This is a genomic window from Brevibacillus sp. M2.1A (assembly GCF_013284355.2).
Classification (GTDB): domain Bacteria; phylum Bacillota; class Bacilli; order Brevibacillales; family Brevibacillaceae; genus Brevibacillus.
This window is the reverse complement of sequence record NZ_JABSUY020000001.1, coordinates 6127694-6143988: the sequence shown is the minus strand read 5'-3', so window position 1 is coordinate 6143988 and position 16295 is coordinate 6127694. Positions and strand designations below refer to the sequence as shown.

16 protein-coding genes and 1 other RNA gene are annotated in these 16295 nt (G+C 46.3%); 8 read left to right on the top strand and 9 right to left on the bottom strand.

Translation table 11 applies throughout. The features are described from left to right. Positions 1-6: 6 nt before the first annotated feature. Positions 7-771 carry an SDR family NAD(P)-dependent oxidoreductase gene (locus HP567_RS29065; protein WP_173611033.1) on the bottom strand — a complete coding sequence of 255 codons (765 nt, stop codon included), beginning with the start codon at positions 769-771 and terminating at the stop codon, positions 7-9. 112 nt (positions 772-883) lie between these two features. On the opposite strand from HP567_RS29065, the gene HP567_RS29060 reads away from it, so the two are divergent. Continuing rightward, positions 884-1294, top strand: coding sequence for a MerR family transcriptional regulator (locus tag HP567_RS29060; RefSeq protein ID WP_173611034.1), 411 nt, complete (start codon positions 884-886; stop codon positions 1292-1294). Between the two features lie 77 nt (positions 1295-1371). Here HP567_RS29060 and HP567_RS29055 read toward each other — a convergent pair whose 3' ends face one another. The 3 genes from HP567_RS29055 to HP567_RS29045 all read right to left on the bottom strand — a co-directional run bounded on the left by HP567_RS29055 (position 1372) and on the right by HP567_RS29045 (position 4814). Beyond that, positions 1372-2199 (bottom strand): ABC transporter ATP-binding protein, encoded by an 828-nt coding sequence (locus HP567_RS29055; RefSeq protein WP_173611035.1) that lies wholly within the window; start codon positions 2197-2199, stop codon positions 1372-1374. Between the two features lie 570 nt (positions 2200-2769). Further along, positions 2770-3807, bottom strand: a complete 1038-nt coding sequence (locus tag HP567_RS29050; RefSeq protein WP_173611036.1) for a FecCD family ABC transporter permease — start codon at positions 3805-3807, stop codon at positions 2770-2772. Then, positions 3807-4814, bottom strand: a complete 1008-nt coding sequence (locus HP567_RS29045; RefSeq protein WP_173611037.1) for a FecCD family ABC transporter permease — start codon at positions 4812-4814, stop codon at positions 3807-3809. The genes HP567_RS29050 and HP567_RS29045 overlap by 1 nt, the downstream gene beginning before the upstream one ends. Positions 4815-4997: 183 nt before the next feature. Between HP567_RS29045 and HP567_RS29040 the strand changes: the two genes are divergently transcribed. Further along, positions 4998-6008 (top strand): ABC transporter substrate-binding protein, encoded by a 1011-nt coding sequence (locus tag HP567_RS29040; RefSeq protein WP_173611038.1) that lies wholly within the window; start codon positions 4998-5000, stop codon positions 6006-6008. Between the two features lie 43 nt (positions 6009-6051). Here the strand turns inward: HP567_RS29040 and HP567_RS29035 are convergent, their stop codons facing one another. The 5 genes from HP567_RS29035 to HP567_RS29015 all read right to left on the bottom strand — a co-directional run bounded on the left by HP567_RS29035 (position 6052) and on the right by HP567_RS29015 (position 9901). Further along, positions 6052-7290, bottom strand: a complete 1239-nt coding sequence (locus HP567_RS29035; RefSeq protein ID WP_173611039.1) for a YjgB family protein — start codon at positions 7288-7290, stop codon at positions 6052-6054. After that, entirely contained in the window at positions 7280-7804 is a 525-nt protein-coding gene (locus HP567_RS29030; RefSeq protein WP_173611040.1) for an RNA polymerase sigma factor, read from the bottom strand. The genes HP567_RS29035 and HP567_RS29030 overlap by 11 nt, the downstream gene beginning before the upstream one ends. A gap of 106 nt (positions 7805-7910) precedes the next feature. Beyond that, positions 7911-8675 (bottom strand): ABC transporter permease, encoded by a 765-nt coding sequence (locus HP567_RS29025; protein WP_173611041.1) that lies wholly within the window; start codon positions 8673-8675, stop codon positions 7911-7913. Next, complete coding sequence (locus HP567_RS29020; RefSeq protein WP_173611042.1) at positions 8672-9424, bottom strand: ABC transporter ATP-binding protein; 753 nt, start codon at positions 9422-9424, stop codon at positions 8672-8674. Before HP567_RS29020 ends, HP567_RS29025 begins: the two co-directional genes overlap by 4 nt. 81 nt (positions 9425-9505) lie before the next feature. Then, on the bottom strand, positions 9506-9901 hold the full coding sequence (locus HP567_RS29015) for a YqzM family protein (protein WP_047069673.1): 396 nt from the start codon (positions 9899-9901) through the stop codon (positions 9506-9508). Between the two features lie 281 nt (positions 9902-10182). On the opposite strand from HP567_RS29015, the gene secG reads away from it, so the two are divergent. The 6 genes from secG to HP567_RS28985 all read left to right on the top strand — a co-directional run bounded on the left by secG (position 10183) and on the right by HP567_RS28985 (position 15958). Next, entirely contained in the window at positions 10183-10425 is a 243-nt protein-coding gene (gene secG / locus HP567_RS29010) for a preprotein translocase subunit SecG (RefSeq protein ID WP_047069672.1), read from the top strand. A 142-nt stretch (positions 10426-10567) separates the two neighbouring features. Beyond that, a complete protein-coding gene (gene rnr, locus HP567_RS29005) occupies positions 10568-13078 on the top strand; it encodes a ribonuclease R (RefSeq protein WP_173611043.1) in 2511 nt (836 codons plus the stop codon). A gap of 148 nt (positions 13079-13226) precedes the next feature. Beyond that, positions 13227-13700 carry an SsrA-binding protein SmpB gene (gene smpB, locus HP567_RS29000; RefSeq protein ID WP_016740379.1) on the top strand — a complete coding sequence of 158 codons (474 nt, stop codon included), beginning with the start codon at positions 13227-13229 and terminating at the stop codon, positions 13698-13700. A 158-nt stretch (positions 13701-13858) separates the two neighbouring features. Further along, positions 13859-14214, top strand: a transfer-messenger RNA (tmRNA) gene (gene ssrA / locus HP567_RS28995). A gap of 155 nt (positions 14215-14369) precedes the next feature. After that, positions 14370-14705, top strand: coding sequence for a helix-turn-helix domain-containing protein (locus HP567_RS28990; RefSeq protein ID WP_173611044.1), 336 nt, complete (start codon positions 14370-14372; stop codon positions 14703-14705). A gap of 293 nt (positions 14706-14998) precedes the next feature. Next, on the top strand, positions 14999-15958 hold the full coding sequence (locus HP567_RS28985) for an Abi family protein (RefSeq protein WP_173611045.1): 960 nt from the start codon (positions 14999-15001) through the stop codon (positions 15956-15958). Positions 15959-16295: the final 337 nt, after the last annotated feature.

Below are 16295 nucleotides of genomic sequence, written 5' to 3'. Positions count from 1 at the left end.
GTAGGATTACAGAAACATGCCACCGGAAGCCTCGATTCGTTGCGCGTTCACCCAGCCCATTTCGTCGGTGCACAATGACGCGACAAGACCACCAATATCATCAGCTCTCCCAACACGGCCTAACGCTGTTTGCGAGCCAATAAAGTCATGTATATCCTGATTATCCCGTACTGCCCCTCCCTGAAAGTCCGTAGCAATCGCTCCCGGGGCGATCGTATTAACCCGGATACCCCGTTTTCCCCATTCCTTTGCCATATATCTCGTCAATACTTCGACGGCACCTTTCATGGCGGCGTATGCTCCATAGCCGTCAAGGGCAAACCGGGTCAATCCAGTCGAGATATTAATGATTCGTCCATCATCAGAAATACGGGACAATAATTTCTGTGTTAAGAAAAATACGCCTTTGAGGTGCACGTTTACCAAACTGTCAAACTGTTCCTCAGTAGTAGCCGAAAGTGGAGCGTTCACTCCGAAACCAGCGTTGTTAATCAGAACATCGAAATGCTCTGTACTCCATTTTTCTTTCAGTAAATCGGCAAGGCGGGATGCGAACCTTTCAAAAGTGGATACGTCACCCGCATCAAGTTGCAGGGCGGCAGCTTTTTGACCATTCTCCTCAATTTCTTTGATTACCAATTCCGCTTCTTCCTTGCGAGAATGATACGTCAGGATGACATCAAATCCTTTTCGAGATAGCGCGATAGCTGAATTTCTCCCTAGCCCGCGACTACCACCCGTTACCAGCACGATCTTTTGAGTTTTTTTCATAGCGATTTATCCCCTTTATGTTTTGATTGGACCACTTGAATGGTAGTAAACATGTGATCTATAGTGAGCATAAAGGTTAAAGTTTACTTTAAGTCAAGGGGGAGTGAAAAGTATGTTTTACACGATTAAGCAGGTGGCTGACCGATTCGGCCTACCCGCTCATACATTGCGTTACTATGACAAAGAAGGCCTGCTACCCTTTGTCTCAAGAGACAAAAACGGCAACCGTCTCTTTAGCGAATTGGATCTCAATTGGATAGCCTTAATCTGCTGCCTCAAAAATACCGGTATGCCCATTAAAGAAATCAAAGAATACAGTGATTGGTGTAAGCAAGGTAGTCAAAAGTTGGAGGAGAGAAAAGCACTCCTAATCGCTCATCGTGAACAAGTGGAAAAGCAAATCGAGGAATTCCAGAAAAACCTTGCGCTCATCGATACGAAGATAGCAACCTACGAAGATCCCGAAATGGTTAAAAAAATGGACGAGCAAGCGACATTGGCTTTGCAGCAACCTTCCCGTTAGCTTCATGAAGGACGTTTTTGCTTACGAAAAAAGACTGCCCATACCACTCGATGGACAGTCTTTTTATTGTTTGGAGCTTATGACATGGCGAATGCTTTTTGTTCGGTCTGCACAGTGCCCAGACGGCTTTTACTGTACGGGATGCACATAGGAGTTCCGTACAGGGGGTCTTGCGTAATTTGGCAATCCATATCGAAAACCGTACGGACAAGGTCGGTCGTCAGCACTTCGTTCGGAGACCCTTCTGCCACGACGGTCTGATTGTGAACGGCAACGATATGATGGGCATAGCGGCAAGCGAGATTCAGATCGTGGAGAACCATGACGATGGTGCGCTGTTCCGTTTGATTCAGTTCAAACAACAGGTCCAAAATCTCAATCTGATGCGACATATCCAAATAAGTCGTAGGCTCATCCAGCAAAATGGTTTCGGTTCCTTGGGCGAGCGTCATCGCAATCCAGGCGCGCTGACGTTGGCCGCCAGAGAGACTGTCGACGGCACGGTTAGCCATATCCGTGAGTTGAGTAGCTGCCAATGCTTTGTTGACCATCTGCTCGTCTTCTTCTGACCATTGCTGTAGCCAGTTTTGATAAGGATAGCGTCCTTGTTTGACCAATTGCAGAATCGTCAATCCTTCTGGTGCAGATGGGCCTTGAGGAAGGATGGCAAGACGTTTGGCTACCTCTTTGGTAGAGCGTTTCGCGATCGATTCTCCTTCCAGCAGGATGGCGCCTTCCTTTGGTTTGAGTAAACGTGCCAGAGAGCGCAGCAACGTCGATTTGCCGCTGCCATTACTTCCAATGAAAACGGTGATTTTTCCACGCGGGATGTTTAAGTCTAATGCTTCAATGATGTTGCGTTCTCCGTACGATAACGTAAGCTGTTGGGTTTCCAAAGCTTGCATATGGTCTGGACTCCTTTCAAACGCATAGGAAGTAAAAAAATAATTTCAGGGCCGCATGTGGCTCTGGTGGGGAGAAGAATATTTCCAGTCTAGGCTCCAGGCTCCGTCCCACTGGAAGTGTGTACTGTCCGCTCCGAAGGGATTCGCGGGGAAACGCAAAAGCGGTAGCCGCTTCGTCGTATGGGCACGGTTGCGTTTCTTTTGCCCGCGAATCCCTTCTCCGCTCGGTAGGACTCCACAAGTCGCTACGTCTGGAAATATTCTTCTCTGGAGTAACGGAATATGCTCTACATTCTTTTAAGGCTTTTAAAATCGGACTAACATGGAAAGCTCGTAGAGGAAACAGGAGAAAACAGCGAAGATCTTTGGTACACCGACCGAGACTCCATGCAAAAAGTGAAACACGCTCTTAAGCGTCCACCTCTGAAAAACATCCTGAAAGAACAACTTTGGACGCGGTTTCGCTTTTTGCATGGAGTCGGGCAGAGTGAATCCCTCAGCGGGTGGGACAAGAATCTGAGCGTTTTCTCCTGTTTCCTCCCCACCACTACAGCGGGACTAAGTTCTTTCCTAGCGATTTCGGTTTTTGTACAGCAAGTAGATGAAAAACGGAGCGCCGATGGCAGAGGTGAATACTCCTACAGGCACTTCGATTGGTGAAAAAGCCATGCGTGCAATCAAATCCGAAAGCAATACGATAATGGCACCCAAGAAAGCCGAGAGTGTCATGGCACCGCCAAAGGACGGACCAATCATTTGTTTGGCAATGTGTGGGGCCAGCAAAGCCACAAAGCTGATATCTCCTCCAACAGAGACGGCTGTTCCCGTCAATGCCGCGCAAATCATCAGTAGGAGGAAACGATCCAATTGCAAGGAACTGCCGAGACTCGTTGCCAGATCATCGCCGAGCTGTTGAATGTTCACGCGTCTAGCCAGGAAGCCGGCTACGAGAATCAGTCCGACGACCCACGGCAAAATCATGAATACGTCGTTCCAGTCAACGCCGTAGATGCTGCCAGTCAGCCAGAGCAATGCCTTATTTTGCAGCAAAAACGGACTGAACATGATCAGCATGGTGACGATGGCACCTGCTGCGATTTTGATTCCCACACCGATCATGACAAGACGTAGCGGCGTGACGCCTTTTTTCCAAGAGAGGGCGTACAACAGGAATGTCGTCAATGTTGCCCCCAAAAAAGCGATGGGAGGAAGCCACTTGATGCTCACTGTTTCAAACAAGATCAAAAAGCCGACTGCAAAAACAGATGCTCCACCCGATACCCCAAGAATATCCGGGGAAGCCAACGGGTTGCGGACGAGCCCCTGCATGATGGCACCAGCGACGGCAAGTGCAGCACCTACCAAAATGGCAATGACGATGCGAGGCAGTCGAAATTGCTCCACAATCAAAGCATTCTCTTCTGAACCGATTCCCAACAAAACTTTTACCACATCGAGCGAGGCGATTTTCATTTCACCCATTCCGAGACTGACAACCGCTACTGCGATGACGACCAGCAAGGAGAGTAGCGAAAACAAGATCGTCCTTTTATGTAGCTGAAACGATGAAAAGCGCTTGCCGATGCGAAGAGACAGGTAGTCTTTCATTATTTATCCAGCCCCTTGCGTGCGACATAGATGAAGAACGGAATCCCGATCAGGGCTGTCATTACTCCAATAGGAACCTCAGCAGGCATTGCAATATAACGAGCGCCGATGTCTGCTAACAGCAGCAGGATGGAACCAAGCAGACCGCTGTACAAAAGTACCCAGCGTGTATCGATTCCGACGAGATAGCGGGCCAGATGTGGAGTGACCAAACCGACAAAACCAATAGGTCCAGCAACAGCAACTGCGCAACCGGATAAGAGAACAATGACGATTCCAACACTGAATTTGACCAATAATGTGCGTTGTCCGAGACCTTTTGCTACGTCATCACCCATCAACAACGTTTGAATCGGACGTGCGAGGACAAAAGCAGCGATCCAGGCGATGACCATATAAGGAAAGACAGTGGCTAAGTACTCCAGCTTTCTGCCTCCGACTGACCCTGCCAGCCAGAAAAGCACCTCGTCCGTAGCCTTTTCATTCAGGACCATCATGCCGTGTCGGATCGAAGAAGCCAAGGCGGTGATAGCTGCACCCGCTAGGACCAGCTTCACAGGCGAAAGTCCATCTCTGCCGAATGAACCGAGCATGTAAACGATCAAACCTGCTACAGCGGCCCCTAGAAAGGAAATCCATGTAAACTGGGTCAAGGAGCTGATCCCGACAAAAGTAACGGCGAACACAACAAAAAGAGAAGCACCTGCATTAAGACCGAACAGTTCAACGTCTGCAACAGGGTTTCTCGTCAAGGATTGCAGCAGAGTTCCGGCCAAGCCGAGGCAGAAACCGACCGTAAGTGCATTGAGCACACGCGGTACTCGCACTTCTTTAATGACGATGTGTTCATTGGAGCCGTTAAAATTCGTATAGGCATCAATCGCAGTTTGCCAGCTCGTGTCAATGACGCCAAAGATGAGGCTGGCATAACTGAGGTAAGTCAGAAGAAGAAGGGCGAATACCAGTCCCAGAATTTTACGAAAGTTGCTAGCTAAAAAAGTATTCATGATGGCTACATCCTTATTTCTTAGATGGTTTCATAGTTAAGTGTAGAGCTACATAAAGGAAGTGTCAATGACGTTGATAGTCATTATCATTTTATGATTGACTTTTGACAAGCAGGGGAGTAGGATAGACTCTGTCATTGATATGAATTCTCATTATAGAAAAGGGAAAGGGGTCCTTTCATCATGTTTTCTCGTACATATCGGACCGCAGGCGGTAAAGCTTTTTTTGCTGTCTTAATGGCGCTCTTACTGGTTGTTACCGGTTGTGGTACTCCGCAAGCAAGCGAACAAAAGCCGGCAGAACAAAAGCCTGCTGACCAAGCAACAGGCAATTCCGAGGGTTCCGGCCAAAGCTACACAGTGAAACACGCGATGGGCGAAACAACCATTAAAGGTACGCCAGAACGCATCGTCATGTTGACTAACCAAGGTACTGAAACTCTGATGGCTCTCGGTGTGAAGCCGGTAGGGGCTGTAGGTGCAGCTAATGATCCAACACAATTCTACGATTTCACCAAGTCTTTCCTTGAGGGTACAAAATCCGTAGGTACAGAAGGACAACCTAACCTGGAAGCAATTGCGGCACTGAAACCTGACTTGATTCTGGGTATGAAATTCCGTCATGAAAAAATTTATCAACAATTGACTGCAATTGCTCCAACCGTATTCGTGGAAGAGCCACGCGGCGACTGGAAAGAAAACTTCTCTTTGTTCGCGGAAGCAGTAAACAAAAAGGCTGAGGGTGAAAAAATCCTCGCTGATTGGAACAAACGCGTAGAAGAGTTTAAAGCAAAAGCGGGCGACAAGCTGAACACAAAAGTATCTGTTGTACGTTTCATGCCTGGCAAAGTTCGCATCTACTACAAAAACACCTTCACTGGTGCGATTTTCAAAGACCTTGGCCTGGCACGTCCAGCTGCCCAAGACAAAGACGATTTCGCAGCAGAAGTAACCAAAGAGCGCATTCCGGAAATGGATGGCGACATCATGTTCTACTTTACGTACGAAACAGGCAAGGGCGAGGCATCCAAGCTGGAGCAAGAGTGGACAAACGATTCACTCTGGAAAAACCTGAACGTCGTGAAAGCGGGCAAAGCATTCAAAGTGGATGACACCATCTGGAATACTTCCGGTGGCGTAATCGCAGCGAATAAAGTGCTGGATGAGCTGGAAGGCTACATCATCGGTAAATAATGAAAAAAGACGGGACTGATGCTCCCGTCTTTTTTTTGTGTGGTTATCCCGCCATGTTGTTGAATGTTCCTCGTGGGTAGTAAATGTTTACGTGATCGATGAAGATAGTGTTTGGGTCATCGGTCATGATGCCTGAGAAAATAAATTTCAATTCGTAATCAGGGGTTACCTTGTAGGTGTAGATGGTTTGGCCGCCCGTTGTGGTTTTGCTAGCTGGCTCCCCAAGTGTTTCACGCACCTCGGCAAGTGTAATTGCTTGCAGGCGTGGGTCATAGGAACGAATATCAACGATTTGCATTCCTTTGTTAAAGGCGAAGACTAGGTTGAGATCCCGGTACGTATTGTATGTGATGCCATTGACGAAGGAGACGACATCCGGTTTGCCCAACTGTTTTTCTGCGTCATCGAATACATCTTTTTCTAAACGATACTGACTGCCGATGATTTGGCCTTTCCCGGCGAGATCACGCACGCTTTGCAACAATTCGGCATTATTCCCATAAAGCATCAGATTTTTGTTTCCTTGCGGGTAGTACAGTTGGTATTCCACAAGAATCAAGTCTTCTTTGCTCGTGCTTTTCGTGCCTTGGAAGATCAGCTTGACCTGATATTCACTCGTCACATCATAGGTATAAATTGTATGATCGCCAAACTCGCTGATACGGCTCGGTTTTCCCCAGCTCTTTTCGACGGCAGACAAGCTGATTTGCTGCAAGCGTGAATCTGTCCTGTGCATGTCTACGAGCTGCATGCCTTTGTTGTAGCCAAACACGACTTCTTTTTTCGGGTAGGCAGAGTAGATCAGTCCATTTGCTGAGTAGGTTTTCTCAGGCTTTCCCCAGCCCTTTTCTACTTCATCTATCGTTTTTTCCAGAACGAAAGGAAGGGAGATGACTCTGCCTTTTTTTGCATTTGAACGAATTTGTGACAAGAGTTCCTCTGACTGCGGAATAGGCTGTGTTGTCACGCTGTTGTTTGGACCGGGTCCCGGAGAAGCGGTAGGAGAGCCAGGAGCAATAGGTGCAACGGTATCTGGCAATGTACTCTGTTGTTGGTTCGTAAGGAGTGAGGCTCCCAGCCAGACGGTCACAGCAAGTACGGAGCAGAGGGCCAATCCCTTGCCAATCGTAGCGAAACCACGATAAGAAGCAGTCCCCCCAGATTTGCTCACATTTGTTTTGCGAATAGCAGAAACGATCTCGTGCTTTTTTTCTCCGCTCATTTTCATATCCGGCATCCCTTTCAATTTCTCTAGTAAATCATGGTCTGAATTAGATCGCATCGCCAATCATCTCCTTTTTCTCACGCTCAAGTATTTCTCTGACAGCTTTCATGGCGCGGTGCAATGTCACGTTTACTTTGTTTTCGGACCACCCCAGTATTTCAGCCGTCTCCTTGGAGGACAGTCCCTTGACCCCACGCAAAATGAGCACCTCACGAAATGCGGGTTTTACTTCTCGGATTGCATGGTAAAGTGCTTGCTGCTCCTCATGTACGTGCAAAATTTCCTCCGGTGTTTTTTCTTCAGTCTCTACATTCGCCAGCCATTTGTCTGGCAGCCAATTACGCAGACGTTGCTTTCGTTTATGATCGATGGCGGTATTTCTGGCAATCGTCAATAGCCATGTTTTCGGTTGCGATCTGCCTTCGAATGCATCCAGAGACCGAAGCGCTTTTAAAAAGACATCCTGAACGAGGTCTTCCACATCGCGGGTTCCTGTGTAGTAAATAAGAAATTTGTAAATATCATCGCCATAGCGTAGGAACCATTGCTCAATTAAACCGTTTTTGTCCATAGCTGAACCACCTTTTGTACGTTCTACATGTAATTTGACGACTCAGGGTGCATTTCATTACAAAAACAAAAAAACTGCCGGAAGCTGTGTCCGACAGTGCTTGTATTTAAGGGTGGAGCATGGAATCCCGTGTAAACCAGAGCTGATAGCTGAGCATGCTGATCAGAACCGCCGAAATGGCCGCTGAGGAGCTAAAGCTGAGCATAATGAGGATTTGGTAGCGAACGGCCTCGATGGGACTGGCACCCGCGACGATCATTCCGGTCATCATCCCTGGCAATTGGACGAGTCCGATTGTTTTCATCGTGTCAAAGGTGGGGATCATACTCGCTTTGACGGCTCGCTTCAACACTACATGCACGGCTTGGCGAGAAGTGGCTCCCAGACAAAGCAGAGTTTCGATTTCCCCGCGAGAGGCTTCTACTTCTCTGTTCATATGCGTGAGAAAAAGGCTCATGACGATCATGGAGCTGCCAATAATCATGCCGCTCATCGGGATGAGGTACTGCGGCGTAGGAGAAACAAGCCCGAGTACAACCAACAGTCCCATAGTGATGACCTCTGTTATTGCAATTGATATAGAGATCCGCCAAAAGATCCCCGATAAATGCTTGGCTCTGCTGGCAGCGTTCCACGAAGCGACCGAGATCATCATGAGAATGATCAATAAAATAAACCAGACACTATCAGCGGCAAAGACAAAATGTAGAACGTAGCCGATCGCGAGCAATTGAACGGTAGAGCGGATGGTGCCAATCAAAATGTCTTTTTCCAAGCCGAGCTTCTGCCAAACGGAGAGCAGGAGGGCAATGAAAACAAATGCATAGGCAAAGAGTAGCCACATGTATGAATCCGTAAGCGTATGCGTCATCGCTGCACCTCACTGAGGGCAGCGTGGACATTCCCATCTTGCAAAAATTCACGAGCTTCCTCGGATTGGGGCGAGTGGAAAAACGCTTCAGATTCAGCGTCTTCTGCGAGCTGGTGGTTCGCCATAAACCAAATGCGCTTGCAAGCGACTCGTGCTTCTTCTAAATCATGCGTGATCCAAATTAAGGTCGTGCCCGTTTGGTGGTGCAAATCGACGAGAAGCCGTTCAGCAGCCTGCTTGCTCTTCGTGTCGAGTGAAGCGGTAACCTCATCCAGCAGCAGGACAGGTGGCTGAAGCAACAGGGTACGAACGAGAGCGAGCCGTTGTTTTTCACCGCCGGAGAGTTGAGCCGCTGGTTTTGACCAATCAATCTCTTCCATATATAACTGTTCCATCAAGGCTGAGGCGAGCTTCTTATCAAAAGGACGCTGATGCAGGGTACTTACTGTCCGCAGATTGTCTTCCACGCTGCCTGGCAGCATAACGGCCTGCTGAGCCACATAACTGATTTTCATTCGCCAAGCTTTCGCGTCCCACAGTGTCATTTCTTTCTTCTCCAGGAAAACCGTACCGGCGTCAGGTTGCAGAAGACGACCCAAAATACGAAGCAAGGTGCTTTTTCCCTGACCTGATTTCCCCAGAATGCCAATAATCGTAGGCTCCATAATGCTAGTGTTTACGTCACGGAACAACCATGTACGTGCAGGGGAGTGGATTTGTTTCCCCAAAGCTTCAATCTTGATGATCATATGAAAAGCCTCCCCATTAACGCGGAAAACACCGAAGAGGAAAAGTCTTCGGTGTTTCTTTCTTACAGGCTATCTATGTACTTATTTCTTCTCCGACAGCCACTGTGAAACCGCTTGAATTTCTGGTTGTTTCTTCAGCATTCCAGGGGGCATGCCGCCTTTACCTTCTTTGATGATTTTAGCAATGTCGTCAGCGCTAAGCGTCGCTCCAATTTTTGTCAGGTTTGGACCTGCAATGCCTTCGAGATTTTGACCATGACAGGAAGCGCAATTTTGTTTAAATACAGCAGCAGCGTCAATTTGTGCAGTTGGTGCGCCGCCACCATTTGCTTCTTCGCCATGTTTTGGTGGGAAAATGATTGATCCTACAAGTGCAATGAGAAAAACAAGAAACAAGATACCAAACGAAGTAAAAAAGGCCTTCGCGGAATCAATTACATCGTTTTGATTCATGTCTTTTTTGTTGGACCCAGCCATCTGACAAAGACCTCCCAAAGCAAATTATAAAGTTTCATGGTAATTTTACGGCAAAAGTTTGACAATATCAAGGCGACTACCCAACAAGACAAAGAAAGTACACAATTTGCCATTTTTTCGTAAAAACACGTTGCTCTTATTCTACCTTATAACGGTCAATATTATTTGAAAGAATTTCTCTTATAATGGAAGGGATAGCGGGTTGCTGTTACCAGACAAGTGTGATAAAGTTGTTGTATTGGTTTTTTCCGCCTTGGAAATACGTTTTGAGGTGAATGAAGATGGCATTGGCTGCGAAAATTTTACTTGTGATCGCAAGTATTGGCTTAATTATCGTCGTGTTGCTGCAATCGGGAAAAAGTGCCGGCCTTTCCGGAGCGATTGGTGGCGGCGCAGAGCAACTGATGGGCAAACAAAAAGCCCGCGGGATTGACGCACTTTTAGGGAAACTGACCGTTGTATTTGCGGTTGGCTTCATGATTTTTGCGATTTTGCTCGGGTATTTCTTGAAAACAGGAGCGTAATAGACGAACGGCCGAAAGACAGCGAGTGCAACTTGCTGTCTTTTTCTCTATTCCGATTGCGATATGCGGGAACGGTGAATACTACATAATAGGATGGTCATGGAGAAACGCGGGAATGCCACGCGAAAAAGGAGGTTTGTGAATGGAAGATCAAGAAAAAATACTCGCGTTTATGCGAGAGCAAGCATACCACCCGATGACGGTGAGGGAACTGGAAGAAGCATTTGGAATCAAGGATTCTGCCACGTTCAAGGAGCTTGTGAAAACACTGAATGCACTGGAAGCGAGCGGAGAGGTGATCCGCACGAGAGCGAATCGGTATGGTGTGCCTGAAAAAATGAATCTGGTGCGTGGACGTCTGCAAAGTCATCCGAAGGGCTTCGGATTTGTGATCCCGGAAACACAGGGCGCGGAGGACGTATACGTTCATGCGAATGATATGAACGGTGCGCTGCATGGGGATACCGTATTGGTCCGTGTGGAAAAGGAAGCGGGCGGCAATCGTCTGGAAGGACAAATTATTCGCATCGTCGAGCGGGGAATGAAGCAGGTCGTAGGGACGTTCAAGGACGAGACGTATTACGCGTTTGTCATTCCCGACGAAAAGCGGCTCGGCAAGGATATTTTTATCCCAAAAGAAGCCTATAACGGTGCTGTAGATGGTCACAAGGTAGTCGTCAACATCGTTCGTTACCCAGAGGGGCGAGTGAATCCTGAGGGTGAGGTCGTCGAGATTCTCGGCCATAAGAACGATCCGGGCGTCGATATCTTGTCGATCATCCGCAAGTTCAACTTGCCAGAAGCTTTTCCAGATGACGTGTTAGCAGAGGCTGAGGCTGCACCAGATGAGATTTCCGAGGAGGAGATCAGCGGTCGTCGTGACTTGCGTGAGCGGATGTTGGTTACGATCGACGGTGCAGATGCCAAAGACTTGGACGATGCCGTTTCCCTGGAGAGGCTGCCAAATGGAAACCTGAGACTCGGCGTGCATATCGCTGACGTCAGCTACTATGTTCGTGAAAAGTCCCAGCTGGACAATGAGGCGTATCGTCGCGGTACCAGTGTCTACTTAGTTGACCGCGTGATCCCGATGCTGCCACATCGCTTGTCCAACGGCATATGCAGTCTCAATCCGCAGGTAGACCGATTGACGATTTCCTGCGATATGGAGATGGATGCGAACGGAAACACCGTCAAGTACGACATCTTTTTGAGTGTAATTCGTACAGATGAGCGCATGACGTATGCAGATGTACGCAGTATTTTGGAAGACAAGGACGAAGCTTTGATTGAGAAGTACAGCAGACTCGTCCCGATGTTCGAGGATATGAAAGAGCTGGCCTTGAAGCTGCGTAAAAAACGGATGCAGCGCGGCGCCATTGATTTCGATTTCCGCGAAGCGAAAATTTACGTCGATGAAGAGGGAACCCCTACAGAAATCGGCTTCCGTACGCGATCGATTGCGGAGCAGATCATCGAGGAGTTCATGCTCGCTGCCAACGAAACAGTGGCCGAGCATTTCCACTGGATGAAGCAGCCGTTCATGTACCGGATTCACGAAGATCCGAATGCTGAAAAACTCATGGCCTTTATGGAGTTCATCACGAATTTTGGCTACTCAATCCGTGGCAAGGGCAATTCTGTCCATCCACGTGCGTTGCAGCAGTTGCTGGAAGAGGTAAAGGGAACACCGGAAGAAATTATTATCAGCACCGTCATGCTGCGTTCGATGAAGCAAGCGCGCTATGACGCGGAAAGTCTGGGGCATTACGGCTTGTCTACGGAGTTTTATACTCATTTTACTTCGCCGATTCGCCGTTATCCCGACCTGATCGTCCACCGTCGCATTCGCGAATGGATCGAGCTGGGGAATCAAATATCAGAAAAACGTCTGGGGTACTGGGCAGAGCAAATGCCAGTAATCGCGGAGCATGCGTCACAACGTGAACGGTTGGCTGTCGATGCCGAGCGTGAAACAGACGATCTGAAAAAAGCAGAGTTCATGCTTGAGCGAGTGGGAGAAGAATTCGAGGGCGTCATCTCCAGCGTCACTTCGTTTGGGATTTTCGTCGAGCTTCCTAACACGATTGAAGGCTTGGTGCACGTCAGCTTTTTGACCGACGACTACTATCATTACCATGAGAAAATGTTTGCGCTGGTCGGTGAGCGTACAGGCAAGCAGTATCGGATCGGGGATGTCGTCGAGGTACGTGTAGCCAATGTAAACGTGGATGAACGCACCATCGACTTCGAAATCGTCGGGATGCCAAAGGCTGGGTTCCGCGGCAGCCGTGAGCGTACGCCTCGCGTAATAGATGGTCGAGGTGGAGATCGTAAGCCGACACGTGGCAAACAAGATCGTTCACGCACAGGCCGTCCAGATCGTCCAGGCAAACCAGATCGTCAAAAGGACAAAAAGCATCCAGCGGAAATCCGTCAAAAATACAAGGATCGCCGCAAAACGGAAGGGAACAAACCTCCTCGCCGTGCTGGATCGGGCAAAGCATCGAGCGGTGAAGAAGTGCTGCCAATCGGTGCAGGAGAAGGAGATACCCCAGCGAAACGCCAGAAGGGATTCTGGGAAGATCTCGTCAAGTCGAAGAAAAAGAACCGCAAAAATGTAGCCAGTCAGGCGAAACGGAAACGCCGTTAAACAGTTGTTTAAACCCCGAAAAGTACGCGGAACGATCCGTTTCCCTTTTCGGGGTTGGCTATTTACCGGGTAAATGACTTGCCACAATGGGCAAAATTTGCTAGACTAACTGGTACGAAACGCAGTACGTACAAGTGAGGTGATCTCCATGTCAAAAGATAAGGCCGGAACCAAGACAATCGCCCAAAACCGAAAAGCGCGCCACGATTACCACATCGAGCAAGTATACGAGGCAGGCATTGAGCTGACCGGTACGGAGATCAAGTCCGTGCGTGCGGCTCGTGTCCAGCTCAAGGACAGCTTCGCTCGTGTGCAGAATGGCGAATTGCTACTGTACAATGTGCATATTAGTCCGTACGAGCAGGGAAATCGTTTTAACCATGAGCCAGAGCGGACTCGCAAGTTGCTGATGCGTCGCTTGGAAATCCTCAAGCTCAATGGTCTGATTCGCGAAAGAGGGTACTCGCTGGTCCCGCTCAGCATTTATTTGAAGGGCGGTTGGGCCAAGGTCGAGCTCGCACTTGTCAAAGGGAAAAAGAACTACGACAAGCGTGAAGACCTCAAGAAAAAAGAGTCTGCGCGTGATATCGAGCGTGCTCTGCGCGAACGCCAAAAAGGTTGATTGGATTGCACTGGCAGGCTTGGCAGCAATCAACGTTGAGTTTTGGTTGTCGCCTGTGCTATATTTAATAAGCAACAACAAGCCAATACACTGTTAGTTACAATACAGTCTAGGTGCGGATTTAATGGCTCTTCACCTAGACTTTTTCTCACCTACCTGGGGGCGTTCTGGATTCGACGGGGATGGTAGAGCATGAGAAGCGAGCCGGGGGGCTGCGGACCTCGTCAACAACGCGGAACGCCATTAACTGGCAACAAACAACTTTCTCTCGCTGCTTAATAACCAGTGAGGCGCTACCATTCCATCGCCCATGTGGCATGACTAGCGCTCAACTTTAGTGGGATACGCCGGAGGCTTCCGCCTGGAGCCGAAGGAAGAAGATCAATCAGGCTAGGTAACGGGTCAGCGCGTCACTCCGCGAATCCGGTACCGAAATTTAAATGAGTGACTGCGCTCGGAGATGCTCATGTATCGCTGTTTTCGGACGGGGGTTCGAATCCCCCCGCCTCCACCAAAATACATAAAGTGAAGCCACCTGATGATGTGACTTGAACCAAATATTTGCCGCAACGGCAAGCTTATGCTTCAAAAAACTTTTGGCAAGCTTTTGCTTCAAAGTTTTTTATTTATATCCGGGCATTCAGTGCCTTAAAGTACAAGGTGTTCAAAATGAATGCAAAAACCCTTGGTGAGCGAGTCAAATTTGTAAGAAAAAAACATGATATGACTCAAGTTAATTTCGCCAAAAGTCTTGGTATATCTCAAGCAAATTTAAGCGAAATTGAATCAGGTAAATCGACTCCTTCTATAGAAGTATTAGTATCTTTGGTAGTTCAATACAAGGTCAATTTACATTGGCTTATTTTAAGTGAAGAAATGCTCTACACGAAGGAAATAGAGAAAGATGAAGTTGAATTGATTAGCTTCTATCGGCAGCTAGAAGATATTGCAAAAGAAGAAGTGATTGATTATATTAAACTAAAATTAATGCGATATAAAAAATAACTCGATTTCCAGGTCGGGTTATTTTTTATCTTATTTTGAAGTGTGAGTGACTGATACATATTTAAATTCCATTTAATAATAGTAAGACCAATAATATAAATTGCTAGTTTTTTAACGGAACTACATTTGTATAATATGCAGTACTTAAAATCCTTAGTCGCCTTTGCAAGTTTTAATACAAACATGTTCTGTGTAAATAATTATGTAACTAATATTCAATTGAAATTTATTGGTGTAAAATGGTTTGAGATACATAAAAATAATTTTCGTGAAAAATATTAGGGGCGTAATATATGATTACTCAGATAAATAAGGGGTTTAGAAGCATAGATCAACAAATAGCCCTTTTGGAAGAAAGAGGATTAATCATTGAAGATAAAGTGCAAGCTAAAAAGGAATTGATGCAAAAAAATTATTTCGATTTAATCAATGGTTTTGAAACTTTACTCTTAGTTGACAGTAAGGCAGATAATAAAAAGTACGAAGATAAGTATTTTGGAGATTTCTTAAGCTTATATGCTTTTGACAGAAAACTCTCAAGTGCAATGTTAACTATAATATCTGACTTCGAAATCCGTTTAAAAACATCAATTGCTTATCATTTCTGTGAAGCATACTGTTCAAAGGATGAACATACATTAAATTACACGGACATTTCAAATTACTATCGAAATCCTGCAGATACTAACTATTTAGCTTTACATTTAAGTAGCCACGAGCTATTTAAAATTGATTCAAAGGGAAGAAATTTCATAACTAGAATGAAATCTAAATATAAATATGTTGATAGATACGATAAACCTCCATTTTGGGTAACTATAAAAGTATTAACTTTACATGAGCTTTTAGTAATAGTATACAATCTAAGTCGACCAGTATTAAAAGCAGTACTTAATGATTTTGGTTTAGACTTAAGGCACAAAGAGGTATTCGTTAATTCTATAGAAATAATAAAGTTACTAAGAAATCACTGTGCACATTTTGAACTTGTAAATCGCTTTAGAACTACCGGTTCTACAAGAATTAATAGTGATTTAATAAAAGAGCTCAAATTAAATTGTGCAAGACGTGGATATGAAATTCGATTGTTCGATGCAGTTAAAGTACTAAATAAGTACCAAGCCATTGATCTGGTAAAGGATATCATTGTTACATATTGGTCGGAGAATATTTCTAAGGGAAAAGAGTATATTAACTTGGAGCTTATCAAAAGAATGGGAACTAATGATATTACTGACTGGGAAACCATTTAGTACTTGCAATATAAATATATATATGTTAAAATATAGTTAATTAGAAGGCCGGCCGGCGTGTAACCTGGTGTAGGGTTGCAATAAAAGCTACAAAAAGCTTACCAATTCAATTGGTAAGCTTTTTTGTGTATATCTTTGTTGTTATGATTGTACATAAACTATTCTATCCGTTAGTTTAATGACGGGTTAGTCCCCGGAAGCTTTGCACGACTTCATAACCATAGAGGTGTATGAATATCAATTGGCATATACCCAGTTTCTAAGAAAATCGTCTCTCACACCTTAGTAATTGCTTCTCTATCATCTGGTGATTTTATTAATACATTCGAAGAACACA